Raw genomic sequence first — 23,643 nt, forward strand, 5'->3', positions numbered from 1 at the left:
AGGAGACGCGCATGAATATTTCCCTCAACGCCCCGCATCCCGCCGAAGCCGCCGAGGCGGTGCTGAAACGCTATCGCGAGCCGGCCGCGCTCGCGGGCTGGAATCCGGTTCTCGCCACGCTTCTGGCGCATCGGTCGGTCCGGTCCTACCTGCCGGATGCGCTGGCGCCCGGCACGCTCGAAACGCTGGTCGCGGCGGCCTCCTCGGCGCCGACCTCGTCCAACATCCAGGCCTGGAGCGTGGTGGCCGTCACCGATCCCGCCAAGCGCGACAGGCTGGCCGAGATCGCCGGCGGGCAGGACCATATCCGTCAGGCGCCGCTGATTCTGGTCTGGATCGCCGACCTGTCCCGCGCCGAGGCGGTCGCGGACCGGGCAGGCGTGACGCTGCTGGGGCTCGACTATACCGAGACCTTCCTGCTGGCCGCCATCGACGCGGCGCTGGCGGCGCAGAATGCGCTGGTGGCGGCGGAATCGCTGGGGCTGGGCACGGTCTATATCGGTGCGCTGCGCAACGATCCTGAAGCGGTGGCGCATCTGCTGGGCCTGCCGCGCCGCGCGGTGGCGGTGTTCGGCCTCGTCGTCGGCCGCCCCGATCCCGCGGTCCCGACCGCAGTCAAGCCGCGCCTGCCGCAACCGGCGGTCCTGCACCGCGATGCCTATTCGGCGGCGGCGCAGCCCGAGGCCGTCGCCCGCCACGACCTTGCCACCGAAGCCTTCCGCGCCGAGCAGGGCCTGCCCCGGCAAAGCTGGAGCGAGCTGCTGATCGGCCGGCTGCGCGATGTCGCAGCACTGAAGGGCCGCCACCGGCTGCGCGAGGCCTTCGGGCGGCTGGGCGTCACACTGGGATAGCCGGGCCCGCGGCACCGCTGGCCGGCCCGGCTCCTTTGCTCTTTCCCCGGCGGCGAATCCGGTGGCGGGATTGCACATTCCCGTCATGTGGCGCTAAATCGCCGCCGAAAATCGGGGAAGGGTTCCACCATGAAACATGTCTTTGCCGCCGCGCTGTTCTGCGCTGCCCTTGCCGCGCCCTCGGTGGCGCAGGAAATCAAGATCGGCTACGCGCTGGCCGAGGACAGCCATTACGGCGCCGGCGCCAAGGCTTTCGAGGCCTCGCTGAAGGAAAGCCTGGGCGACCAGTTCAGCTTCCGCCACTTCCCCTCTTCGGGCCTGGGCGGCGAGCGCGAGGTGCTGGAGGGGCTGCAGCTCGGCACCGTCGAGATGACCATCGCCTCGGACGGCACGCTGACCAATTTCGTGCCCGAGGTCGGCGTCTTGGGCGTGCCCTTCCTGCTGCGCGACAAGGACCATGCCCGCAAGGTGCTGGACGGCGAGATCGGCCAGGAAATGCTGGCCAGGTTCGACGATGCCGGCCTGCACGCGCTGGCCTGGGGCGAGCAGGGCTTCCGCCACATCACCAGCAATCGCGGCGCGGTCGAGGCACCGGCCGACCTGAACGGGCTGAAGATCCGCACCATGGAGAATCCGGTGCATATCGAGGCGTTCCGCGCGCTCGGCGCCGCCCCCACCCCGATGGCTTGGCCCGAGGTGATCGGCGCGCTGGAACAGGGCGCCATCGACGGGCAGGAGAACCCGCTTTCGGTGATCGTCTCGGCCAAGCTGAACGAGGTGCAGAAATACCTGACGCTGGACGGCCACGTCTATTCCTCGACCATCATCCTGGTCTCGCCCGCGCTGTGGAACGGGCTGGACGACGCGCAGAAGGCGGCCTTCGACAAGGCGGCCAAGGACGCGGTGGCGGCGATGCGCGCCTATGTCGACGAGGTCGACGCCTCGGGCGTCGCCGCGATGCAGGAGGCGGGGATGCAGGTGAACGAGCTTTCGCCCGAGCAGAAGGCCGCCTTCCGCGAGGCGCTGGCCGGCCCCTACCAGCGTTATCAGGCCCAGTTCGGCAAGGAGCTGATGGACCGCATCCAGGCGGTCGAGTAAGCCCATGCGCCGGATCGAACGCGCCTTCGTCACGCTGAACGGCGCCATCCTCGTTCTGGGGCTGGCGGCGATGTCGGTGATCGTCGGCTGGAACGTCGCGGGCCGGTATCTGACCGGCAATTCGCTGACCTGGGCCGACGAGGTGGCGCGTTACTCGATGATCTGGCTGACCTTCCTGGGCAGCGGCCTGGCGCTGCGCCACGGCGCCCATGCCGCCATCACCAATGCGCAGGACGCGCTGCCCACGCGGGGCCAGCTTGTCCTGCGCGCGGCGATCCTGCTGGTGCTGTTCGCCTTTTTCGGCTTCATGGTCTGGGTCGGCATCGACTACATGAACCGCATGGCGATCCAGAAATCGGCGGCCCTGCGGGTGCCGATGAAATGGATCTATGCCGCGATGCCCGCCGGCTTCGCGCTGATGATCGCCCATCTTGCGCTGATCGCGCCGCAATACCTGCGGGCGGGGCTGCAGCATTCCGACGAGGCCCCCCTTGGTTGAGATCCTGGTCGCCGCCTTCCTGATCCTGATGGTCATGGGGGTGCCCATCGCCTTCGCGCTGGCCATGGCCGCCTTCGCGGCGGTGGGCCTGTCGGGCCGCTATCCGCTGGTCGTGGTGGTGAAGGAGATGTTCACCGGCCTCGACAGCTTCCCGCTGCTGGCCGTGCCCTTCTTCATCCTGGCGGCAGAGATCATGTCCACCGGGGCGATCTCGCGCATGCTCTTGCGCTTTGCCTCGCAATTCGTGGGGCATCTGCGCGGCGGCCTGGGCTATGCCAACGTGCTGACCGGCACGCTGTTCGCCGGCATCTCGGGCTCGGCGCTCGCCTCGGCGGCGGGGCCGGGCGCGATGATGGCGCGGATGATGGAGCGCAGCGGCTATTCCAAGGCCTATGCCGGGGCGCTGACGATTTCCGTGGCGGTGATCGACCCGATCATCCCGCCCTCGATCACCATGATCATCTATGCGCTGCAGGACCGCAACACCTCGGTGGGCTCGCTGTTCATGGCCGGCATCCTGCCCGGCATCCTGATCGCGGCGCTGCTGGCGGCGGTGAACTGGTGGATCAGCCGCAAGCGCAACTATCGCAGCCTCGAGCCGCGGCCGCCGGCCGGGCAGATGGTCCGCAACAGCTTCGCCGCCCTGCCCGCCCTGCTGCTGATCGTGCTGATCGTCGGCGGCATCCGCGGCGGCATGTTCACCCCGACCGAGGCCTCGGTCGTGGCGGTGTTCTACGCCATCCTGACCAGCGCCTTCGTCTATCGCGGCTTCACGCTGGCGGACCTGTGGGGGGCGTTCCTGCGCTCGGCCATCATGTCTGTGGCGGTGCTGATGATCCTGGCCGCCGCCCGCGCCTTCGCCTGGGTGCTGATCATCGAGGGCGTGCCGCAGGCCATGGCCGACGCGGTGATCGCCATGGACCTGTCGCCCATCGCCTTCCTACTGATGGTGAACCTGCTCTTGCTGGGTTTCGGCATGTTCATGGACCCGCTGCCGGGGGTGATGATCCTGGTGCCGATCCTGGCGCCCATCGCCCACAACCTGGGCATCGCCGCGGATCATTTCGCCATCATCGTGATCGTGAACCTGACCTTCGGGCTGATGACGCCGCCGGTCGGCGGGCTGATCTTCGTCGTGGCCTCGGCGACCAAGCAGAAGCCCTCGGCGCTGATCCGCGAGCTGCCGCCCTTCTTCCTCGCGGCGCTGGCCTCGTTGCTGATCCTGACCTTCGTGCCGGCGCTTTCGACCTGGCTGCCGCAGGTCAGCGGCTTTTCCCGCTAGGCCGGCCGGCAAGCCCGCACGCCCTGCTTCGGCATCAGCGGCCGGCCGGCGCCGCATCGATCATGCCCGCCCTTGCGGCGATCCCGTCATCGCGAACACGGAACGGCGCGGCTCGGGTCACCACGCATCCGCTCGCCCCGGGCCATTTCCCGCGGCCTCCTCGCTGCGGCTGCCGGGCTGCGGGCCTTCCGCCGCCTGTTTCAGCGCCGCCAGCATATCGACCGCATGGGCGGCATAGGGGCCGATCCAGCGTTGCTGCAAGGCGTGGATGGGCAGCGCGTCGAGATGGTTCCACCTTTCGCGCCCGCGCCGCTCGACCACGACCAGACCGGCCGCCTCCAGCACCCGCAGGTGCTGCATCACCGTGCAGCGGTCCAGATGCGGCAGCGCCTCGCACAGCCCGCCGGTGGTCTTGGGCCCCGCCTTCAGCAGGTCCAGCAATTGCCGGCGCGCCCGGTGCCCCAGCGCCTTGAACAGCGCGTCGTCCTGATCTTCGGTTGACATGTTATAAATCTATAACATAATAACCGGCAGGACAAGGAGGATCGCAACATGGAGCTGAAATTCACCGTCGGCGGACGCATCGCCAAACCGGTCGAGGAGGTGTTCGAGACCGTCGTGAATCCCGACAGCCTGTCGAAATTCTTCACCACGGGCGGGGCCAGGGGCCGGCTGGCCACCGGCGCCGAGGTGACTTGGGACTTCCACGATTTCCCCGGCGCATTTCCGGTTCTGGTGCAGGAGGTCGTGACCAACGAGCGGATCGTCCTGCAGTGGGAGGCCGAGGGCGAGCCGCGCCTCTGGACCACCGTGACCATGACCTTCCACGCGTTGGAGGACGGGCGCACGCTGGTGCGGATCAGCGAATATGGCTGGCCCGAAAGCGAGGCCGGGTTGAAGGGCTGCCTGGGCAATTGCGAGGGCTGGACCGGGATGCTTTGCGCCATGAAGGCCTGGCTCGAACACGGCATCAACCTGCGCGAAGGCTTCTACAAATAGGGCCGCACCGGGCAGAGCCCGCCGCCGGGGGAACGGGAACGCGGCCATGGCGCCCCATCCTGTCCGAAAGCTGGGCGCGCCGGCATCCCGTTTCGGCGCAGCGGCCGGCCGCGTCTTCCGCCGGGATGCCGGGACGCCGCGGGCGATATCGCAGGCCCGCGTGACCCCGAAGGGTGGACACAGGCGAGAATCCGGCCGATCCGGAACCCGCGCTGCGCCATGCCCGAACCACGAACCGGGATCGCAAAGGCCCGAATGCCTGCTCGCGGAAGGGACTCCTCCCGGGACGGCAATGCGTGCCCGAGCAAGGAATGCCTTCCAGGCAGGTCCGTTGCACGAGGAATGGCCACGACACGCGCAGGCGGAGGAAAGCATCGCGATTTGCCCGCGCCGACGTGCCGCGGCGACCCCCGAAATCCCAGCCTTGGCGTCAAGTGAGCGGCCCCATCCCGGCAGGGAACCCGGCGCGTTCGTCGCCCGCGGGCCCAGAGCCTGAACCTGGCATCCTCGCAGCAAGCCGGATGATCGGCCGCGGCCGATCCACGGAACGATCGCCCGGCCGCGCCGCCGTCCGGCCGGTCAGCCCTCTGCCGGCTGCCAATCGGCCGAAGGGATGGTGTTGATCATCCAGGGCACGCCGAACCGGTCGATCAGCGAGCCGAAGCCGGGCGACCAGAAGGTTTCGCCGAACGGCATCACCGCCCTGCCGCCCTCGGACAGGCGGTCGAACCAGCGCCGGCCCTCCTCGCGGTCCTCGGTGTGCAGGGTCACGTCGAATCCGTTCTTGGGCTTGTCGATGCCGGGCGCCCAGGCCACGTCCATATCGGCGCCCATCAGCGCCTGGTCGCCGACTTCAAGCCAGCAATGCATCAGCCAGGTCTTGTATTTCTCGTCGGTGATCGACATGCCGGGCGGCGCGTCGCCATAGGGCATGGCGGCGGTGACCTTTCCGCCCAGCACCTCGGCATAGAATTCGAAGGCTTCACGGCACTGGCCCTGGAAGCTGAGGCTGGTCACGATCTTCATCGTCATCTCCTTGTCCGGTCGGGGTTTCGGCGCGTCATGCGAGATTGAGCTGCCAGGACACGCCGAAACGGTCTGCGGTCCAGGCGAAACGCCTGCTGAAGCCGTAATCGTCCGGCGGCATCAGCACCGCGCCGCCCTCCGAAAGGGCGGCGAAAAGCCGCTCCTGTTCCTCGTCCGACGCGCATTCGACGAAGAAGGACCAAGAGGGGGTGAAGTCGAAGGCGTGCTGCACCGGGCTGTCGCTCGCCAGCACGCTCTGCCCGGCGGCCCGGAAGCGGGCCAGCTTGATGCCGCCCTCTGCCCCCGCATCGCCCTTCTGCCAGCGCGCGATCTCCAGCACCTCGCCGTCGTCGAACAGCGAGACATAGAAGGTCATCGCCTCTTCGGCACGGCCTCCTTGGAACATCAGGAAGGGCTGCATCGTGGTCATGGCGCTTGTCTCCTCCGATCCCGGATGCCGGCGGCGCGCCGATTGACGCGCGTGCAGCAATGTTGATATCAACGTAATAAATCAGGGAAAGTCAACCTTGCAGATGCACGCGGCCGACGAGCCCAGCTTTCAGACCACCCTGACGGTGCGCGATACCTGCCTGTGCCTGCATGCGCAAAGGGCGGCGCGCGCGCTTGCGCGTCGCTTCGACATCGCCTTGAAACCGGCCGGCATTTCAAGCGGGCAGTTCTCGCTGCTGATGTCGCTCAACCGGCCGGAGCCGCCGACCCTGGGCAGCGTGGCGGCGCTGCTGGGGATGGACAGGACCACCCTGACCGCCAATCTCAAGCCGCTGGAACGTCGCCGACTGGTCGAGACGGCCCCCGACCCGGCCGACCGGCGGGCGCGGCGGCTGCGTCTGACACCGGCCGGGCGCGCGGTCCTGCGCGGAGCGGTGCCGATCTGGCGGCATCTCCATGCGGAAATCGAGACGGCGCTGTCCGACCCGGATCAGCTGCGGGCCGAGTTGACCCGGCTGTCGGAACCCGGTCCTCGCGGCAAGCCAACCGGATAACTCACGGGCGCGCGGCGGCGCCTGCCGCGCCATCCCGATCCCGGCGACGCATCCCCGGGAAGAGCCGGCCGCGGGCGGCGCGACAAGGCCCGCCAAGCATCACGCCTCCCCAGGCAGCAGCGATTCGCCCCGGATGGCGGGGCCCACCCGGCCGCGGGATCGCGGCTTGCTGTTGTCCTGCGGCCCCGGATCTGGAAGATCATCGCGCAAGAGGCCGTTGCGGCCGCCACAGGAGACAGCCCGATGGCCCATAAGAAGGTGACGCTGGCCGAGATCGCGAAGATTGCCGGGGTCTCGCGGGCAACGGTCTCGCTGGTGGTGCGGAATTCTCCCCTGGTGGCCGAGCATACGCGCCGGAAGGTCGAACAGATCATGGCCGATCTGGACTATGTGCGCGACATCGGCGCGGCCCGCCTGCGCAACAACAGCAGCCGCACCATCGGGGTGATCGTGCCCAATCTGGTCAACGCCTTCTTCACCGAATTCCTCTCCGGCGTCGAAGAGGTGATGGGTCTGGACGACCGCGTGGTGTTGCTGGCCAACAGCCGGGACGACGCGGCGCGGCAGGACCAGATCCTGCAACGGTTCCGCGGCCACGGCGTCGACGGGGTGATCCTGTGCCCCGCGCAAGGCACCGCGGCCGATCTGCCCGGCCGCATCCGCGGCTGGGGGCTGCCCCTGGTCCAGTCCCTGCGCGAGGTCGGAACGGATGCCACCGATTATGCCGGGGCGGATTATGTCGCGGGCGTCGGGCTGGCGGTGCGCCACCTGGTCGAGCGCGGCCACCGCCGCATCGCCTTCCTGTCGGTCAGCGCCCGCACTTCGGCCCGCGAGGAGCGGCTGAAGGGCTTTGCCCGCGCGCTTGCGGAGACCGGCGCCGAGGATGGCGGGATCGTCGAGGCGGAACTGAGCTGGGAAGGCGCGATGCGCTCGGCCCGCCGGATCCTGGCCCTGCCCGCCGCGCCGACCGCGATCCTGTGCTTCAACGACGTGCTGGCCGCCGGGCTGATGGCGGGCCTGCGGCAGGCCGGCTGCCAGCCTGGCCGGGATCGCGCCGTGGTGGGGCTGGACGACCTGCCGCTGGCAGAGCTGACCTATCCGCCGATGACCAGCGTGGCGATGCAGCCCGCGGCCATCGGCGCCAATGCCGCAAGGCTGCTGGCGCGCAGGCTGGCCGATCCCGACGCGCCGATCAGCCGCGCCATCGTCCGGCCCGCGCTGCGCATCCGGGAAAGCAGCGTCGGCGAATGGTGTTGACTTTACCCTTTCTGTGTTTTAGATCGATCTAAATCGAGGTTTCGAGTGAATCTCGCTTCGGCAGGGGAGGGCCGGATGTATCAGTTCAACTTCCAGCCGGTTTTGCAGAATCTGGATCTGCTGCTTTACGGCGCATGGCTGACCGTGCGCCTGTCGCTGCTGGCGATGCTGTTCGGCCTGATCGTTTCGGTCCTGGGCGCGGTCGCCAAGACCTCGGGCATCCGGCCGCTGCGCTGGCTGGTCGACGCCTATGTCGAGGTGATCCGCAACACGCCGTTCCTGGTGCAGATCTTCTTTATCTTCTTCGGCCTGCCCGCCGTGGGGCTGGGCATGTCGCCCAACACCGCCGCGCTGGTGGCGCTGGTCGTCAATGTCGGCGCCTACGGGACCGAGATCATCCGCGCCGGGATCGAATCCATCCCGCGCGGCCAGATCGAGGCCGGGCGTGCGCTTGGCCTGAACCCGGTGCAGATCTTCCGCTACGTCGTGGTCAAGCCGGCGCTGCGCAACATCTATCCCTCGCTGACCAGCCAGTTCATCTATCTGATGCTGACCTCCAGCGTCGTCTCGGTCATCTCGGCCAATGACCTGGCCTCGGCGGGGGCCGACCTGAACGCGCGCACCTTCGCCAGCTTCGAGATCTACCTGGTGCTGACGGTCCTCTATTTCCTGCTGGCGCTTGGCTTCTCGACGCTGTTCGCCGCCATTCGCCGCATGTTTTTCACCTATCCGGCGGGGCGCTGACATGATCCGCGAATTTTCCTCGGCCGATATCCTGTTCATCGTCACCGCCGTCCGCTGGACGCTGATCCTGTCGGCCATCGCCTTTGCCGGCGGCGCCATCGGCGGCCTGGCGATCGCGCTGTCGCGCAGCTCGCAGAACCGGGTCCTGCGCCGGATCGCCACCGGCTTCATCCAGGTCTTCCAGGGCACGCCGCTGCTGATGCAGCTGTTCCTGGTCTATTTCGGGCTGGCAGTGGTGGGCCTGCCGATCGATCCGCTGCTGGCCGCCGCCGTGGCGCTGACGCTGCATGCCAGCGCCTATCTGGGCGAGATCTGGCGCGGCGCCATCGAGGCCGTCCCCTCGGGGCAGAGCGAGGCCGCGACCGCCCTGGCGCTCGGCTATCGCGACCGGATGCGGCACGTCATCCTGCCGCAGGCGATGCGCATCGCCACCGCGCCGACCGTGGGTTTCCTGGTCCAGCTGATCAAGGGCACCTCGCTGGCCTCGATCATCGGCTTCACCGAGCTGACCCGCGCCGGCCAGATCGTCAACAACGCGACGTTCCAGCCGTTCCTGGTCTTCGGCACCGTCGCGGCACTGTATTTCGCCCTGTGCTGGCCGCTGTCGCTGCTGGCCCGGCAGATCGAGGCCCGGATGCGCCGGGCCCTGATGCGCTGACACCGAATTGCCCAAGAGGAGGGGGAGCCATGAAACTGAACCGCCGTCTTTTTGCCAGCCTTGCCGCCGGCGCGCTGGCCGCAAGCCTTGCCGGTCCCGCAGCCGCCGCCGACCTGACCGCCATCGAAAGCGCGGGCACGGTCAAGATCGGGATGCTGGTCGATTTTCCGCCTTTCGGCGTGATGGACAGCGCCGGCCAGCCCGACGGCTATGACGCCGACGTGGCGAAGGCGCTGGCGGAACATCTGGGCGTCCAGCCGCAGATCGTGCCGGTGACCGGCCCGAACCGCATCCCCTATCTGCTGTCGGGGCAGGTCGACGTGCTGGTGGCCTCGCTGGGGATCACCGAGGAACGCGCGGCGCGGGTCGATTTCTCGGACCCCTATGCCGGGATCAGCATCGCCGTCTATGGCGATGCCGGGCTGGAGATCGCCGGGCCCGAGGCCCTGTCGGGCCAGACCGTGGCCGTCGCGCGGGCCTCGACCCAGGACACCGCCGTCACCGAGGTCGCGCCGTCCGACGCGCAGATCCGCCGCTTCGACGACGATGCCAGCGCCGTGCAGGCGCTGATGTCGGGGCAGGTCAGGCTGATCGGCGCCTCGAACGTGGTGATGGCGCAGATCGGCGGCGCCGTGGGCGACCGCTTCGACAAGAAGTTCGACCTGTCCAGCCAGGTGCAGGGCATCGCCGTGGCGCCGGGATCGGATGCGCTGCTGGACAAGGTGAACGCCTTCGTGGCCGGGGCCAAGTCCGACGGCACGCTGGACCAGATCCATCAGAAATGGCTGGGCGAACCGCTGCCCGATTTCGTGAAGAACGCCGAATGACGACGGCCTGCCCGGCCGCTGCCGGCCGGGCGCTTTCCCAGGGGGATCCGACCATGACGGAACATGCGATCATCATGCGGGCCGTGAACAAGTATTACGGCGCCTTCCATGCCCTTGCCGATATCGACCTGACGGTCGAACCGGGCGAGCGGATCGTCATCTGCGGTCCTTCGGGATCGGGAAAATCGACGCTGATCCGCACCATCAACCAGCTGGAGGCCATCGAATCCGGCACCATCATCGTGGACGGGGTCGAACTGACCGCCGGCGGCGAGAACGTTGCCAAGGTCCGCAAGGATGTCGGCATGGTCTTCCAGAGCTTCAACCTGTTCCCGCACATGACGGTGCTGGAGAACTGCATCCTCGCGCCGATGAAGGCCCGCAAGGTCAGCCGCCCCGAGGCCGAAAAGACCGCGCGCCACTATCTGGAACGGGTCAGGATCCCCGAACAGGCCGACAAATATCCCGCGCAGCTGTCCGGCGGCCAGCAGCAGCGCGTGGCCATCGCCCGCGCGCTCTGCATGAAGCCCCGGATCATGCTGTTCGACGAACCCACTTCGGCCCTGGACCCGGAAATGGTCAAGGAGGTGCTGGACACGATGATCGATCTGGCGCGCGAGGGGATGACCATGCTCTGCGTCACGCACGAGATGGATTTCGCCCGCGCCGTGGCCGACCGGGTGATCTTCATGGACAAGGGTCGCATCGTCGAGGAGAACGCGCCGGCGGAATTCTTCGGCAACCCGCGGAACGAACGCCTGCGCAACTTCCTGGGCCAGATCGCATGAGCCGGCCGCGCATCCTGGTTATGGCCGATCCCAAGCCGCAAGAGATGGCCGACCGGTTGGCCGCGGATTACCGGATCGTCCGCGACATCGCCGATGCGGGTGACGTGGAAATCGTGCTGACCACCGGCGGGCTCGGCCTATCCTCGGCGCAGATGGCCGCCCTGCCCGCGCTGCGGCTGATCGCGGTCAACGGCGTCGGCGTCGATGCGGTGGACCTGGAACAGGCCCGCGCGCGCGGCATCCAGGTGACGACCACGCCGGACGTGCTGTCGGATGCGGTGGCGGAAATGGCGCTGGCGCTGGCGCTGGCCGCCGGCCGGCGCATCGCCGAGGGCGACCGTTTCACCCGCGCGGGGGACTGGGCCGCCGGCGGCAAGCTGGGGCTGGGGCAGCCGGTCCTGGGGCGCCCTGCCGGGATCCTGGGCTATGGGCGGATCGGCCGCCGGCTGGCCGGGATGCTGCGCGCCCTTGGCAGCGAGGTGCTCTATACCAGTCGCAGCGAAAAGCCCGACAGCCCCGACGGCTTCCGCCCCGACGCGCAGGCGCTGGCCCGCGATTGCGAATTGCTGTTCGTGACGGCAGCCGGGGGCGAAGACACGCGCGGGCTGGTCGGCGCGGCGGAACTGGCCGCTCTGGGGCCCTCGGGCATCCTGGTCAACGTGGCGCGCGGCTCGCTGGTGGACAATGCCGCGCTGGCCGAGGCGCTGGCGCAGGGCCGCATCGCCGCGGCGGGGCTGGACGTGGTCGAGGGCGAGCCGCAGGTGCCGCAGGCATTGCTTCAGGCGCCGAACTGCGTGCTGACGCCGCATATCGGCTCGGCCACGGCGCAGGCGCGGCGGGCGATGGCAGAGCTGGTTCTGGACAATATCGCGGCCTTCACCGCCGGCCGCCCCCTGCCCACGCCCTACGGAACCTGATCATGCGCATCCTTGCGATCGGAGAGCCGCTGGTCGAATTCACCGCCCGGTCCGATGCCCCCTCGACCTTCGACCGGCGGCTGGGCGGCGACACTCTGAACACCGCCATCTATCTGGCCCGGCTGATGGGTCCGGGCGCGGTCGGCTATCTGACCGGCCTGGGCGACGACGCCATGAGCCGCTGGCTGATCGCCGAGGCCGAGGCAGAAGAGGTCGGCATGGCGCAGGTGGTACTGCGGCCGGGCGGACGGCCGGGGCTCAGCTTCATCTCGACCGACGCGGCGGGGGAACGCAGTTTCCTCTATTGGCGCGAACACGCCCCCTTCCGCAGCCTGTTCTGCGATGCCGCGCAAGCGCCGCTGGCGGCGCTGGAGCAGGCCGGGACGCTGTTTCTGTCGGCGATCACCCTGGCCGTGCTGCATGAGGACGGCCGCGCGCGCCTGATGGACGCGCTGGCCCGGCGGCGAAAGGCGGGGGCGCGGATCGTCTTCGACACCAATTACCGCCCCGCGCTGTGGCCCGATGCCAAAACCGCCGGCCGGGTCATCGCCCGGGCGGCGGGGATCGCCACGCTGGTGCTGCCCTCGATGGACGACATGGCCGCCTGTTTCGGCACCGCCGCCCCGGCCGAAGCGATGGCCCTGCTGATGCGCCTGACCGAAGCCGAGATCGTCCTGACCACCGGCGGCGCGGCGGTCCTGCGCCGCGCGGCGGGGGAAACCGAGGTTCAGACCCACGACCTGCCGCCCGCCGTCGCGGCGCGCGACACGACCGGGGCGGGCGACAGCTTCAACGCGGCCTATCTGGCGGCGCGGCTGGCGGGCCTGGCCCCGCAGCCGGCCATCCTTGCCGCCGCGCGGCTGGCGGCGGTGGTGGTGCAGCATCCCGGCGCGATCATTCCGCGCCACGCTATGCCCGGCGATCTTCCGGGCCTGCGGGTGGCCTCGTGACCGGCTTCGACGCAGGGGCCGCCGCGCGGGTGCTGCTGGCGGCGCGTCGTTCCGCCCGCCCGGCCGACAGCCTGACCCCGCCGCCCGGCGACACCGCCGCCGCCTATGCGGTGCAGGAGGCGGTGCTGGCCGGGCTGGGCGATCCCGGCGGGCTGTGGAAGTTGGCGCTGCTGGGGGGCGCGGACCGCGAATGCGCGGTGCTGCCCGGCGCGACGCTGGTGCAGTCCGGCGCGCGGCTGGCCGTGCCCGCCGATGCGCGAATCGAGGTCGAGACGGCGATCCTGCTGGCCGCCGATCCCGGCCCCGACGCGGCCAAGCACGACATCCTGCGCGCCATCGCGGCCGTGCATCTGGCCTTCGAGCTGGTGGCGCCGCGCCTTGCGCCGCAGGCCGAACTGCCGCCCCTTGCGCGGATGGCCGACAGCTTCAGCTCGGCCGGCGTCGTTCTGGGCTCGCGGCTGGCGGAACCGCCGGCGGACCGGCTGGGGATCGAACTGGAGCTGGACGGCAAGCCGGTCGCGACCACCGAGGCCGCCGCGCCCCTCGCCGATGCGCTGGATTTCCTGCGCTGGCTTTCCGGCCATGCGCGCCGCCAGGGGCGGGACCTGAAGGCGGGCGACGTGATCATCACCGGCGCGCGCATCGGCCCCCTGCCCCTGAACGGCGCCCGCCATGCCCGCGCCACCGCCGCAGGCGCCTGCGTCGAATTGCGGCTGGCGGACGGCTGACGCCCCCTGCCCCGGTCGCCCGGTCGGGCCGCGCCAGCGATTGCGCGAGCCGGTCGCCGGACCCCGGCGGCCACGGGCTGCCCCCCGGCCGGCAGCGTGCCGCCACGAGAGCCGGTCCACCGCATCCGCTGGCGAGACATGCGCGCCCTCACCTCCGGCCGCGCGTCTTCCGCCGCCGGCCCGCTTGCTGCGCCCGGCCATTTCGCCTCTCCCGCAGTTGCGGCCTCCTCCCCAACCGAATAGAACCCCCGCAAACACAGGAGCTCCCGATGATCCCGCGCTATGCCCGCCCCGAAATGGTCGCCATCTGGTCGCCCGAGACCAAGTTCCGCATCTGGTACGAGATCGAGGCGCATGCCTGCGACGCCCAGGCCGATCTGGGGGTGATCCCGCGCGAGAATGCCGAGGCCGTCTGGAAGGCCAAGGACGTCGAATTCGACGTCGCCCGCATCGACGAGATCGAGGCCGTGACCAAGCATGACGTCATCGCCTTCCTGACCCACCTGGCCGAGCATATCGGCGCCGAGGAGGCCCGCTTCGTCCATCAGGGCATGACCAGCTCGGACGTGCTGGACACCACGCTGAACGTGCAGCTGGTGCGCGCCGCCGACATCCTGCTGGCCGACATGGACAAGGTGCTCGCCGCGCTGAAGAAACGCGCCTACGAGCACAAGGACACCGTGCGCATCGGCCGCAGCCACGGCATCCATGCCGAGCCGACCACCATGGGCCTGACCTTCGCCCGCTTCTATGCCGAGATGGCCCGCGGCCGCGAGCGGCTGGAACGCGCCCGCGAGGAAGTGGCGACCGGCGCCATCTCGGGCGCGGTCGGCACCTTCGCCAATATCGACCCGGCGGTCGAGGAACATGTCTGCGCGAAAATGGGCCTCTCCCCCGAGCCGATCTCGACCCAGGTCATCCCGCGCGACCGCCATGCGATGTTCTTCGCCACGCTGGGCGTGATCGCCAGCTCGATCGAGAACATCGCCATCGAGATCCGCCACATGCAGCGCACCGAAGTGCTTGAGGCCGAGGAATATTTCAGCCCCGGCCAGAAGGGCAGCTCGGCCATGCCGCATAAAAGGAACCCGGTCCTGACCGAGAACCTCACCGGCCTGGCCCGCCTGGTGCGCATGGCGGTCGTGCCGGCGATGGAGAACGTGGCGCTGTGGCACGAACGTGACATCAGCCATTCCTCGGTCGAGCGCGGCATCGCCCCCGATGCGACGATCACCCTGGACTTCGCGCTGAACCGCCTGGCCGGGGTGATCGAAAAGCTGGTGGTCTATCCCGAGAACATGTTGAAGAACATGAACAAGTTCAAGGGCTTGGTCATGTCGCAGCGCGTGCTGCTGGCACTGACCCAGGCCGGCGTCAGCCGCGAGGACGCCTATCGGCTGGTGCAGCGCAACGCCATGAAGGTCTGGGAGCAAGGCGCCGATTTCAAGACCGAGCTGCTGGGCGATGCCGAGGTGACGGCCGCACTCTCGCCCGCCGAGATCGAGGAGAAATTCGACCTCGGCTATCACACCAAGCACGTCGACACGATTTTCGCCCGCGTCTTCGGCGAGTCCGGGGCGCGTTAACCGGACATTCGCCTTTTCCTGCCAGATTGCCCCCAAGGACGAACGAATCGGGGGCAATCCATGGGCGTTCCGGCAATCGGGGGGGCGGGGCTGACCGCCCGGCAGAAGGCGGCGGTGATCGTGCGGCTGGTGCTGGCCGAGGGCGAGGATATCGATCTCGCCCGGCTGCCGGCGGAATTGCAGACCGGGCTTGCGCAGGAAATGGCGCTGATGGGCGTCATCGACCGCGACACCCGCAATGCCATCGTGGCGGAGTTCTGCGACCGGCTGGAATCGGTCGGCCTGTCCTTTCCGGGCGATATCGACGGCACGCTGGACCTGCTTGACGGCCATCTCTCGCCCGACACCAGCGACCGGCTGCGGCGCATGGCGGCGCTGAACGGCGCCGGCGACCCCTGGGACCGCATCGCGGCGATGACGCCCGCCCTGCTGGCCGAACTGGCCCGGACCGAGGCGGTGGAGATCGCGGCGGTGATGTTCTCGAAACTGCCGGTGCCGCGCGCGGCCGAGGTGTTCGGCCTGCTCGACCCCGATCTGGCCCGGCAGATCGCCTATGCCATGTCGCTGACCGGCGGGATCGGGGCCGATGCGTTGCAGCGCATCGGCAAGGCGCTGATCCAGGCTGCGGATGCGGTGCCGCAGCCGCCGCTGGAGGGCAAGGCCGGCGAAAAGGTCGGGGCGATCCTGAACTTCTCGCCTTCCAGCATGCGGGACAGCGTGCTGGCGGGCCTGGACGACGACGATGCCGCCTTCGCGGGAGAGGTGCGCAAGACCATCTTCACCTGGGCGCATATCCCCCGCCGCGTCGATCCGCGCGACATCGCCCGCATCACGCGCGAGGTGGACAATCCCGTGCTGCTCAAGGCGCTGGCCGGCGCCAGGGGCGAGGCCCGCGAGACGGTGGATTTCATCCTTGGCGGCATCTCGAGCCGGCTGGCCGAGTCGATGCGCGAGGAGATGGAGGGGCTGGGCAAGGTCTCGGCCCGCGATGCGGAGGAAGCCATGGATCAGGTGGTGGCGGCGATCCGCCGCATGGAGGCGGCGGGCGACCTGTTCCTGATCGCGCAGGAACCCGAGGAAGAGGAACCGGGCGAGGACCCGCCCGGCTGATCCCCGGCAACCGGCGCGGCGGCAGAGGACAAAGCGGCGGCTGGCATGACGCGGATGGCAGAGCGGCGGCTGCCCGGCGCAAATGGCACGGCGGCGACGGGCGGCTCGGCCGCCGGCGGCACCGCCGTCCAGCGGGGCAACGACGTTGCACACGGCGGGCCGCACAGCGGGCAAGGGCCTGGCCCTTGCTGGTGCCGGGTGCCGCCGCAGGGCTTGCCAGATCCCGGCCCCTGTCCTAGCAGAGGGCGCAACGGCAATTGGGGCCGGGCCGGGCAATCGTGGGGATCGGAGACATGACAAACCAGATCGCGCTGGTGCTGGGCCTGTTGATCCTGGGCCTGTTCGCGGCGGATGCGCTGATCCTGCATTGGGGCCTGCCGCTGTTCCTGGGCAAGCAATTCGCCAGCCTGATCGAATATCTCAGCTTCTGGCGATAGGGGGCAGCTCCCGGAGCGCACGCCGCGCGATTCGCCCGGCGCTGCCGGGCGGCGCGGGAAGGGCGCATCTCCTCCCGGCGACACGGCACGCCTCTCCCGTCCGCTTCCGGCCGGCGGCCCGACGGCGCCCGCCGCGTCGCGATCCGGCAACTTTCGATCAAGTTTCCACCCCCGCCGCCTTGAGGCATTTGCATTCCCCCGGCAATGCGGGCTATCAGCACCGCGAAACATCATCAGCGGCGGAGGAACCCCATGGCTGTCAAGGTGGCGATCAACGGCTTTGGCCGGATCGGTCGGAACGTGCTGCGCGCGATCATCGAATCGGGGCGCAATGATATCGAGGTCGTGGCGATCAACGACCTGGGCCGAGTCGAAACCAATGCGCATCTGCTGCGCTACGACTCGGTCCACGGCCGCTTTCCCGCCGAGGTCAAGGTGACCGACGACTCGATCGACGTCGGCCGCGGTCCGATCAAGGTCACCGCGATCCGCAACCCTGCCGAGCTGCCCTGGGGCGACATCGACGTCATCATGGAATGCACCGGCATCTTCGCCTCGAAGGAAAAGGTGCAGCCGCATCTTTCGACCGGCGCCAAGCGCGTGCTGATCTCGGCCCCCGGCGACAATGCCGACAAGACCATCGTCTTCGGCGTGAACCACGACACGCTGACCAAGGACGACATCGTCGTCTCGAACGCCAGCTGCACCACCAACTGCCTGTCGCCGGTCGCCAAGGTGCTCAATGACAGCATCGGCATCGCCCGCGGCTTCATGACCACGATCCACAGCTATACCGGCGACCAGCCGACGCTGGACACCATGCACAAGGACCTGTATCGCGCCCGCGCCGCCGCGCTGTCGATGATCCCGACCTCGACCGGGGCGGCCAAGGCCGTGGGCCTGGTGCTGCCGGAACTCAAGGGCAAGCTGGACGGCGTGGCGATCCGCGTGCCGACCCCCAACGTCTCGGTCGTGGACCTGGTCTTCGAGGCCGCCCGCGACACCTCGGTCGAGGAGATCAACGAGGCGATCCGCAGCGCCGCCAACGGTCCGCTGAAGGGCATCCTGGGCTATACCGACGAAAAGCTGGTCTCCTCGGACTTCAACCACGATCCGCACAGCTCGGTCTTCCACATGGACCAGACCAAGGTGATGGAGGGCAAGCTTTGCCGCATCCTGACCTGGTATGACAACGAATGGGGCTTCTCGAACCGCATGTCGGACACCGCGGTCGCCATGGGCAAGCTGATCTGAGCCCGGAGCCAGCCGAAGAAACGGAAAACGCGCCCCGGAAACGAGGGCGCGTTTTTCATATCCGGTCGGATCCCGGCGCCCAGGCGCAGACCGCGCGCGTCAGCCCTTGCCCGAGAGGCGCCGCACATTGGCGCGGGTGCGCCGGCGATAGGGCCGCAGCGCCGCCGCCATGACCCGGTCGGCGCGCTCGCCGCGCCCCGCCGCACGCAAGGCGGCATGCAGCGCCTCGGTGGCGGCATCGGCCTTCTCGACCACCATGCGCCGCGGCTCGGCCGCATCCTGGCGCACCAGGCCCAGCAGACCCGCGGTGCGCCATGCGATGACCATATGCGATTCCCAGGCCATGCGCGCCATCTGCTGCCACAGCAGCAGCGGCGCCTGCATGGCCGAATAATTCATCATTCCGAAACCCATCCCGAATTCCCTTCGCACGACCGGTAGGCGGGACAGGCTGCGCCCCCGGCGGCGAAATGCCAAGAGCCACTTTGGGATTGCCCTTTGCCCTATGGCCTTGTTGCCGCACCCGGTATAGAGGGAAAATCATGATCCGATCCGTAACGCTCCGACGCCCCGACGACTGGCACCTGCATCTGCGCGACGGCGCCATGCTGCAGGCAGTGGCTTCATTTTCCGGCCATTTCGGCCGGGCGATCATCATGCCGAACCTGGTGCCGCCGGTGGTGACCGGCGCGCAGGCCGCGGCCTATCGCGACCGGATCCGCGCCGCCCTGGGCCCGGAAATGACGTTGCGTCCCTTGATGACGCTCTACCTCACCGAAACCACCGATCCGGCCGATGTTCTGGCCGCCCATGCCGAGGGAATCATCTCGGCGGTCAAGCTCTACCCGGCCGGCGCGACCACCAATTCGGCCTCGGGCGTGCGCGATTTCGACAAGGTGCGCGGCGTGCTGGAGGCCATGGCCCAGGCCGGCATCCCGCTCTGCTTCCATGGCGAGGTCACCGATCCGGCGGTGGACATCTTCGACCGCGAGGCCGTTTTCATCGACCGGGTGCTGGATCCGATCCGCCGCGCCACCCCCGGCCTGCGCGTGGTGATGGAACATATCACCACCTCGGACGGCGTGGATTATGTCGCAGCCAACGACGATATCGGCGCGACCATCACCACCCACCACCTGGTCATCAACCGCAACCACATCCTGGCGGGCGGCATCCGCCCGCATTACTACTGCCTGCCGGTCGCCAAGCGCGAGACGCACCGGCTGGCGCTGCGCCGCGCCGCGACCTCGGGCGATGCGCGCTTCTTCCTCGGCACCGACTCGGCGCCGCATCCGGACCGCGCCAAGGAATCGGCCTGCGGCTGCGCCGGCTGCTTCACCGCGCCGAACACCATGTCGATCCTGGCGCAGGTCTTCGAGGAGGAGGATGCGCTCGACCGGCTGGAAGGCTTCACCTCGCTGCATGGCGCCGGTTTCTACCGCATGGAGCCCAACGAGGACCGCATCCGGCTGGTCCGGCGCGACACGCCCGCCGCCTATCCGACCCATATCCCCGCCGGCGACGAGACCGTCACCGTCTTCGACCCCGGCTTCCCGCTCTACTGGCACCTCGAGGATCCCGCATGACCCTGCCCTTTCCCCCGCATGAGGAAATCGCCCGGCTGACCGCCCGCATGCTGCTGGAGATCAAGGCGGTGCATTTCAACGCGGCCGAGCCCTTCACCTATGCCTCGGGGCTGAAGGGGCCGACCTATATCGACTGCCGCAAGCTGATCAGCTTCCCGCGCATCCGCTCGACACTGATGGACTTCCTGGCGGCGACGGTCCTCCGCGAGGCGGGCTTCGCCGCCTTCGACAATGTCGCCGGCGGCGAAACGGCGGGCATCCCCTTCGCCGCCTGGGTGGCCGAGCGGCTGGAACTGCCGATGACCTATGTGCGCAAGAAGCCCAAGGGCTACGGCCGCAACGCCCGCATCGAGGGTGCGATGACCGAGGGCCAGCGCGTGCTGCTGGTCGAGGACCTGACCACCGACGGCGGCTCGAAGCTGAGCTTCGTCGACGCGATCCGCGAGACCGGCGCCACCTGCGGCCATACGGCGGTGATCTTCTATTACGGCATCTTCCCGGACACCACGCAGCGCCTGGCCGACCATGGCGTCAGGCTGCATTATCTCTGCACCTGGTGGGACGTTCTGGCCGAGGCCAAGGCGCAGGGCTTCTACGACGAGGCGACGCTCTCCGAGGTCGAGAGCTTCCTGACCGATCCGCGCGCCTGGCAGGCCGCGCATCCCTGACTTGGCCCCAGCCTGCGGGCACGGCGCCTGGCAGCAGGGTGGCAATGGGTATTTGAGCAACAGAGAAGACCGGGGCGCCGCGCTGGTCTTCTCTGTTGCTCAAATACCCATGCCGCCCTCGCCACCCGCGCAAGGGCGGCAATCTGCCCACAGCTTATCCACAGCATATCCCGATGGACCCCGGAGCGCATAAGGTGGATAACGACCCCCAGCCGAGTCGAAGGTCGGAGACCATGGGATGAGCGAGTTGCGCGCCGTCGAAGTCAGGAAACCCGGCGAGATCGCCGAGGCCGCCGCCGAACAGGCGGTGCCCTTTTCGATCGAGGCCGAGCAGCAGCTGCTGGGCGCGCTTCTGACCAATAACGAGGTCTATGACCACGTCTCGCGCATCATCAAGGCCGGGCATTTCTACGACCCGGTCCACCGCCGCATCTACGAGATCTGCGCCGAGCGCATCGCCCGGAACGCGCTGGCCAGCCCGGTGACGATCAAGGCCTTCATGGAGCATGACGCGGGGCTCAAGGAACTGGGCGGACCGGCCTATCTGGCGCGTCTGGCCGGGGCGGCGATCTCCTCCCATGCCGCGCGCGACTATGCGCAGATGATCCGCGAATTCGCCCTGCGGCGCGAGCTGATCGGGCTGGGGCAGGACATCGCCGCCCGCGCCTCGACCGTCTCGGTCAGCGATTCCGCCGAGGAGCAGATCAAGGAGGCCGAGCAGGTCCTCTACAAGCTCGGCGAGCAGGGCGTGGCCGAGCGGGGTTTCCAGAGCTTCCTTGCCGCGGTCACCGGCGCGCTGAATGCCGCCAATGCCGCCTTCAGCCGCGGCGGCGGGCTGTCGGGCATCTCGACCGGGCTGGTGGATCTGGACGGCAAGATGGGCGGGCTGAACCGCTCGGACCTGATCATCCTGGCCGGGCGGCCTTCGATGGGCAAGACCTCGCTGGCGACGAACATCGCCTTCAACGTCGCCAGGGCGCACAAGCTGGGCGAGCTGCCCGACGGCACGCATGGCACGGTGGCGGGCGGCGTCGTCGGCTTCTTCAGCCTGGAGATGTCGGCCGAGCAGCTGGCAGCGCGCATCCTCTCGGAGGCGGCCGAGGTGCCCAGCGAGGCGATCCGCCGCGGCGACATGACCGAGGACGAGTTCCGCCGTTTCGTGAAGGCCGCGCACGACCTGCAGAACTGCCCGCTTTACATAGACGACACGCCGGCGCTGCCGATCAACCAGCTGGCCGCGCGGGCCCGCAAGCTCAAGCGCACCATGGGGCTGGACCTGCTGATCGTGGACTATCTGCAGCTTTTGCGCGCCGCCTCGGCCAAGGACAGCCGCGTGAACGAGGTCAGCGAGATCACCCAGGGCCTCAAGGCCGTCGCCAAGGAGCTGGACATCCCCGTCATCGCCCTGTCGCAGCTGTCGCGCCAGGTCGAGGCGCGCGAGGACAAGCGCCCGCAGCTGTCCGACCTGCGCGAATCCGGCAGCATCGAGCAGGACGCCGATATCGTCATGTTCGTCTTCCGCGAGGAATATTACCGCGAGCGCGAGAAGCCCGCCGACCACGACCTGGACAAGATGGCGGCCTGGCAGCAGGTCATGGAGGCCTGCCACGGCAAGGCCGAGGTCATCATCGGCAAGCAGCGCCACGGCCCCATCGGCACCGTCGAGCTGTCCTTCGAGGGCCGCTTCACCCGCTTCGGCAATCTGGAAAAGCATCGCAGCTGGGACCGTTCTGAATGAACCTGCCGGTGCCTGCGGTCACCATCGGCCTGCTGATCCTGTCGAACCTGTTCATGACCGTCGCCTGGTATGGGCATCTGAAGTTCAAGGCCGCGCCGCTTCTGGTCGTGATCCTGGTCAGCTGGAGCATCGCCTTCTTCGAATACCTGCTGCAGGTGCCGGCGAACCGCAGCGGCTACGGGCATTTCAGCGCCGCGCAGCTCAAGACCATCCAGGAGGTGATCAGCCTGTCGATCTTCGTGCTGTTCTCGTGGCTCTGGCTGGGCGAGCGGCTGACCTGGAACATCGGCCTTGGCTTCGGCTTCATCTGCTTCGGCGCCTTCCTGATCTTTCACAGGTTCGGCGCAGCCCCGAATTGAGGCCAAACAGCGCCGCGTAAACAGGCGGTTGCCTTTGTCCGCCGCTCGGGCAATCTATGCGCCATGACCGCCCTTCCCCCCGCCCCGCGCCGGCCCAGCCTGATCACCCTCGTCTCGATTTCGGCCACGGGCGCGCTGTCGATGAACATCTTCCTGCCCTCGCTGCCGGCGATGGCGCGGGATTTCGGCGTCGAATACGGCTTCATGCAGCTGTCGGTCTCGGCCTTCCTGGCGGTCAGCGCGGTGCTGCAACTGCTTTGCGGCCCGATCAGCGACCGCTTCGGGCGCCGGCCGGTGGTGCTGGGCTCCTTCGCGATCTTCCTGCTGGCAACGCTGGGCACGCTGCTGGCGCCCAGTGCCGGCTGGTTCATGCTGTTCCGGCTGGTCCAGGCGGTGGTGACGACCGGCTTCGTCATCAGCCGCGCCGTGGTGCGCGACATCGTCCCGGCCGAGCAGGCGGCCAGCATGATCGGCTATGTCACCATGGGCATGTCGCTGGTGCCGATGATCGCCCCGACCCTGGGCGGCGTGCTGGACGAGACGCTGGGCTGGCAGGCCAGCTTCATCGCCATGGGCATCGCCGGGCTTGGCGTCATGGCGCTTTGCGCCTGGGACCTGACCGAGACGGCGCGCGGCGGCGGCGTGCCGCTGCGCCAGCAGGTCGCGACCTATCCGGTGCTGGCCCGTTCGCAGCGGTTCTGGGGCTACGCGCTGGCGGCGACGCTGAGCGCGGGCTCGTTCTATGCCTATCTGGGCGGCGCGCCCTTCGTGGGGCAGGTCGTGCTGCACCTGACGCCGGCCGAGGTCGGCTACTGGTTCGCGGGCCCCTCGATCGGCTATGCGCTGGGGAACTTCATTTCGGCCCGGTTCTCGACGCGGATCGGCATGAACCGGATGATCCTCGTCGGCGCACTGATCTGCTCGGGTTTCCTGCTGGCGACGCTGCTGGTGGATCTGGCCGGCGGGCTGACGCCGCTGGTGTTCTTCGGCGCGGTCGGCTTCATGGGGCTGGGGAACGGCATGCTGCTGCCCAATGCCAATGCCGGCATGATGAGCGTGCGGCCCGAACTGGCCGGCACCGCCAGCGGCCTGGGCGGAGCCATGGCGGTCGCGGGCGGGGCCGGGCTGGCGGCGCTGGCCGGCGCGCTGCTGCATGACGATTCCGGCGCCGGGCCGCTGCTGGTGATCATGACCGGCTCGGCCATCGCCTCGATCCTGTTCATCCTTTGGGTGATGATCCGCGAAAGGCAGGTCATCGCCCGCGGCTGACCCCTTGC

At 68.7% G+C, this 23,643-nt stretch carries 27 protein-coding genes; 23 read left to right on the forward strand and 4 right to left on the reverse strand.

What is annotated here, in order from left to right; translation table 11 throughout:
* Positions 1-11 precede the first annotated feature (11 nt).
* The 4 genes from PARJ55_RS0109485 to PARJ55_RS0109500 all read left to right on the forward strand — a co-directional run bounded on the left by PARJ55_RS0109485 (position 12) and on the right by PARJ55_RS0109500 (position 3,730).
* Positions 12-851: an NADPH-dependent oxidoreductase gene (locus PARJ55_RS0109485; protein WP_156929466.1), complete on the forward strand. Its 840-nt coding sequence runs from the start codon at positions 12-14 to the stop codon at positions 849-851.
* A gap of 129 nt (positions 852-980) precedes the next feature.
* Positions 981-1,949, forward strand: coding sequence for a TRAP transporter substrate-binding protein (locus PARJ55_RS0109490; protein ID WP_028712811.1), 969 nt, complete (start codon positions 981-983; stop codon positions 1,947-1,949).
* Between the two features lie 4 nt (positions 1,950-1,953).
* Complete coding sequence (locus PARJ55_RS0109495) at positions 1,954-2,448, forward strand: TRAP transporter small permease (protein ID WP_028712812.1); 495 nt, start codon at positions 1,954-1,956, stop codon at positions 2,446-2,448.
* Positions 2,441-3,730: a TRAP transporter large permease gene (locus tag PARJ55_RS0109500; protein ID WP_028712813.1), complete on the forward strand. Its 1,290-nt coding sequence runs from the start codon at positions 2,441-2,443 to the stop codon at positions 3,728-3,730. Before PARJ55_RS0109495 ends, PARJ55_RS0109500 begins: the two co-directional genes overlap by 8 nt.
* 117 nt (positions 3,731-3,847) lie before the next feature.
* Here the strand turns inward: PARJ55_RS0109500 and PARJ55_RS0109505 are convergent, their stop codons facing one another.
* Positions 3,848-4,234 (reverse strand): helix-turn-helix transcriptional regulator, encoded by a 387-nt coding sequence (locus PARJ55_RS0109505; protein WP_028712814.1) that lies wholly within the window; start codon positions 4,232-4,234, stop codon positions 3,848-3,850.
* Between the two features lie 48 nt (positions 4,235-4,282).
* Between PARJ55_RS0109505 and PARJ55_RS0109510 the strand changes: the two genes are divergently transcribed.
* The gene (locus PARJ55_RS0109510) at positions 4,283-4,729 is read left to right on the forward strand and encodes an SRPBCC family protein (protein ID WP_028712815.1); all 447 of its coding nucleotides are present in this window, start codon (positions 4,283-4,285) and stop codon (positions 4,727-4,729) included.
* 579 nt (positions 4,730-5,308) lie between these two features.
* On the opposite strand, the gene PARJ55_RS0109515 is transcribed toward PARJ55_RS0109510, so the two are convergent.
* On the reverse strand, positions 5,309-5,755 hold the full coding sequence (locus PARJ55_RS0109515; RefSeq protein ID WP_028712816.1) for a VOC family protein: 447 nt from the start codon (positions 5,753-5,755) through the stop codon (positions 5,309-5,311).
* A gap of 34 nt (positions 5,756-5,789) precedes the next feature.
* Complete coding sequence (locus PARJ55_RS0109520; RefSeq protein ID WP_028712817.1) at positions 5,790-6,185, reverse strand: VOC family protein; 396 nt, start codon at positions 6,183-6,185, stop codon at positions 5,790-5,792.
* 103 nt (positions 6,186-6,288) lie between these two features.
* Here PARJ55_RS0109520 and PARJ55_RS0109525 point away from each other — a divergent pair, with 103 nt between their 5' ends.
* From PARJ55_RS0109525 to gap, 13 genes are all read left to right on the forward strand, one after another.
* On the forward strand, positions 6,289-6,759 hold the full coding sequence (locus tag PARJ55_RS0109525) for a MarR family winged helix-turn-helix transcriptional regulator (protein WP_036697521.1): 471 nt from the start codon (positions 6,289-6,291) through the stop codon (positions 6,757-6,759).
* A gap of 243 nt (positions 6,760-7,002) precedes the next feature.
* A complete protein-coding gene (locus PARJ55_RS0109530; protein WP_028712819.1) occupies positions 7,003-8,016 on the forward strand; it encodes a LacI family DNA-binding transcriptional regulator in 1,014 nt (337 codons plus the stop codon).
* A gap of 75 nt (positions 8,017-8,091) precedes the next feature.
* A complete protein-coding gene (locus tag PARJ55_RS0109535) occupies positions 8,092-8,760 on the forward strand; it encodes an amino acid ABC transporter permease (protein ID WP_028712820.1) in 669 nt (222 codons plus the stop codon).
* Between the two features lie 4 nt (positions 8,761-8,764).
* Complete coding sequence (locus PARJ55_RS0109540; protein ID WP_371255966.1) at positions 8,765-9,418, forward strand: amino acid ABC transporter permease; 654 nt, start codon at positions 8,765-8,767, stop codon at positions 9,416-9,418.
* A 29-nt stretch (positions 9,419-9,447) separates the two neighbouring features.
* Positions 9,448-10,245 carry a transporter substrate-binding domain-containing protein gene (locus tag PARJ55_RS0109545; protein ID WP_028712822.1) on the forward strand — a complete coding sequence of 266 codons (798 nt, stop codon included), beginning with the start codon at positions 9,448-9,450 and terminating at the stop codon, positions 10,243-10,245.
* A 53-nt stretch (positions 10,246-10,298) separates the two neighbouring features.
* A complete protein-coding gene (locus tag PARJ55_RS0109550) occupies positions 10,299-11,033 on the forward strand; it encodes an amino acid ABC transporter ATP-binding protein (protein ID WP_028712823.1) in 735 nt (244 codons plus the stop codon).
* Positions 11,030-11,950: an NAD(P)-dependent oxidoreductase gene (locus PARJ55_RS0109555; protein ID WP_028712824.1), complete on the forward strand. Its 921-nt coding sequence runs from the start codon at positions 11,030-11,032 to the stop codon at positions 11,948-11,950. The genes PARJ55_RS0109550 and PARJ55_RS0109555 overlap by 4 nt, the downstream gene beginning before the upstream one ends.
* A 2-nt stretch (positions 11,951-11,952) precedes the next feature.
* A complete protein-coding gene (locus PARJ55_RS0109560; RefSeq protein ID WP_028712825.1) occupies positions 11,953-12,900 on the forward strand; it encodes a sugar kinase in 948 nt (315 codons plus the stop codon).
* On the forward strand, positions 12,897-13,628 hold the full coding sequence (locus PARJ55_RS0109565; RefSeq protein ID WP_028712826.1) for a fumarylacetoacetate hydrolase family protein: 732 nt from the start codon (positions 12,897-12,899) through the stop codon (positions 13,626-13,628). Before PARJ55_RS0109560 ends, PARJ55_RS0109565 begins: the two co-directional genes overlap by 4 nt.
* Before the next feature lie 269 nt (positions 13,629-13,897).
* The gene (gene purB / locus PARJ55_RS0109570; RefSeq protein WP_028712827.1) at positions 13,898-15,214 is read left to right on the forward strand and encodes an adenylosuccinate lyase; all 1,317 of its coding nucleotides are present in this window, start codon (positions 13,898-13,900) and stop codon (positions 15,212-15,214) included.
* Positions 15,215-15,274: 60 nt separating this feature from the next.
* Positions 15,275-16,324, forward strand: coding sequence for a flagellar motor switch protein FliG (locus PARJ55_RS0109575; protein WP_028712828.1), 1,050 nt, complete (start codon positions 15,275-15,277; stop codon positions 16,322-16,324).
* A gap of 293 nt (positions 16,325-16,617) precedes the next feature.
* Entirely contained in the window at positions 16,618-16,761 is a 144-nt protein-coding gene (locus PARJ55_RS24300) for a hypothetical protein (protein WP_028712829.1), read from the forward strand.
* 252 nt (positions 16,762-17,013) lie between these two features.
* The gene (gap, locus tag PARJ55_RS0109585; RefSeq protein WP_028712830.1) at positions 17,014-18,015 is read left to right on the forward strand and encodes a type I glyceraldehyde-3-phosphate dehydrogenase; all 1,002 of its coding nucleotides are present in this window, start codon (positions 17,014-17,016) and stop codon (positions 18,013-18,015) included.
* A 99-nt stretch (positions 18,016-18,114) separates the two neighbouring features.
* Here the strand turns inward: gap and PARJ55_RS0109590 are convergent, their stop codons facing one another.
* Positions 18,115-18,417: an antibiotic ABC transporter gene (locus PARJ55_RS0109590; protein WP_230376327.1), complete on the reverse strand. Its 303-nt coding sequence runs from the start codon at positions 18,415-18,417 to the stop codon at positions 18,115-18,117.
* Between the two features lie 140 nt (positions 18,418-18,557).
* Here PARJ55_RS0109590 and pyrC point away from each other — a divergent pair, with 140 nt between their 5' ends.
* The 5 genes from pyrC to PARJ55_RS0109615 all read left to right on the forward strand — a co-directional run bounded on the left by pyrC (position 18,558) and on the right by PARJ55_RS0109615 (position 23,635).
* A complete protein-coding gene (gene pyrC, locus PARJ55_RS0109595) occupies positions 18,558-19,601 on the forward strand; it encodes a dihydroorotase (RefSeq protein WP_028712832.1) in 1,044 nt (347 codons plus the stop codon).
* Positions 19,598-20,269, forward strand: coding sequence for an orotate phosphoribosyltransferase (locus PARJ55_RS0109600; RefSeq protein ID WP_028712833.1), 672 nt, complete (start codon positions 19,598-19,600; stop codon positions 20,267-20,269). The genes pyrC and PARJ55_RS0109600 overlap by 4 nt, the downstream gene beginning before the upstream one ends.
* Before the next feature lie 238 nt (positions 20,270-20,507).
* Entirely contained in the window at positions 20,508-22,007 is a 1,500-nt protein-coding gene (locus PARJ55_RS0109605; RefSeq protein ID WP_028712834.1) for a replicative DNA helicase, read from the forward strand.
* Entirely contained in the window at positions 22,004-22,366 is a 363-nt protein-coding gene (locus tag PARJ55_RS0109610; RefSeq protein ID WP_028712835.1) for a DMT family protein, read from the forward strand. Before PARJ55_RS0109605 ends, PARJ55_RS0109610 begins: the two co-directional genes overlap by 4 nt.
* Before the next feature lie 63 nt (positions 22,367-22,429).
* Entirely contained in the window at positions 22,430-23,635 is a 1,206-nt protein-coding gene (locus PARJ55_RS0109615) for a multidrug effflux MFS transporter (protein WP_028712836.1), read from the forward strand.
* Positions 23,636-23,643 lie beyond the last annotated feature (8 nt).

The organism is Paracoccus sp. J55, assembly GCF_000513975.1.
Taxonomy (GTDB): domain Bacteria; phylum Pseudomonadota; class Alphaproteobacteria; order Rhodobacterales; family Rhodobacteraceae; genus Paracoccus.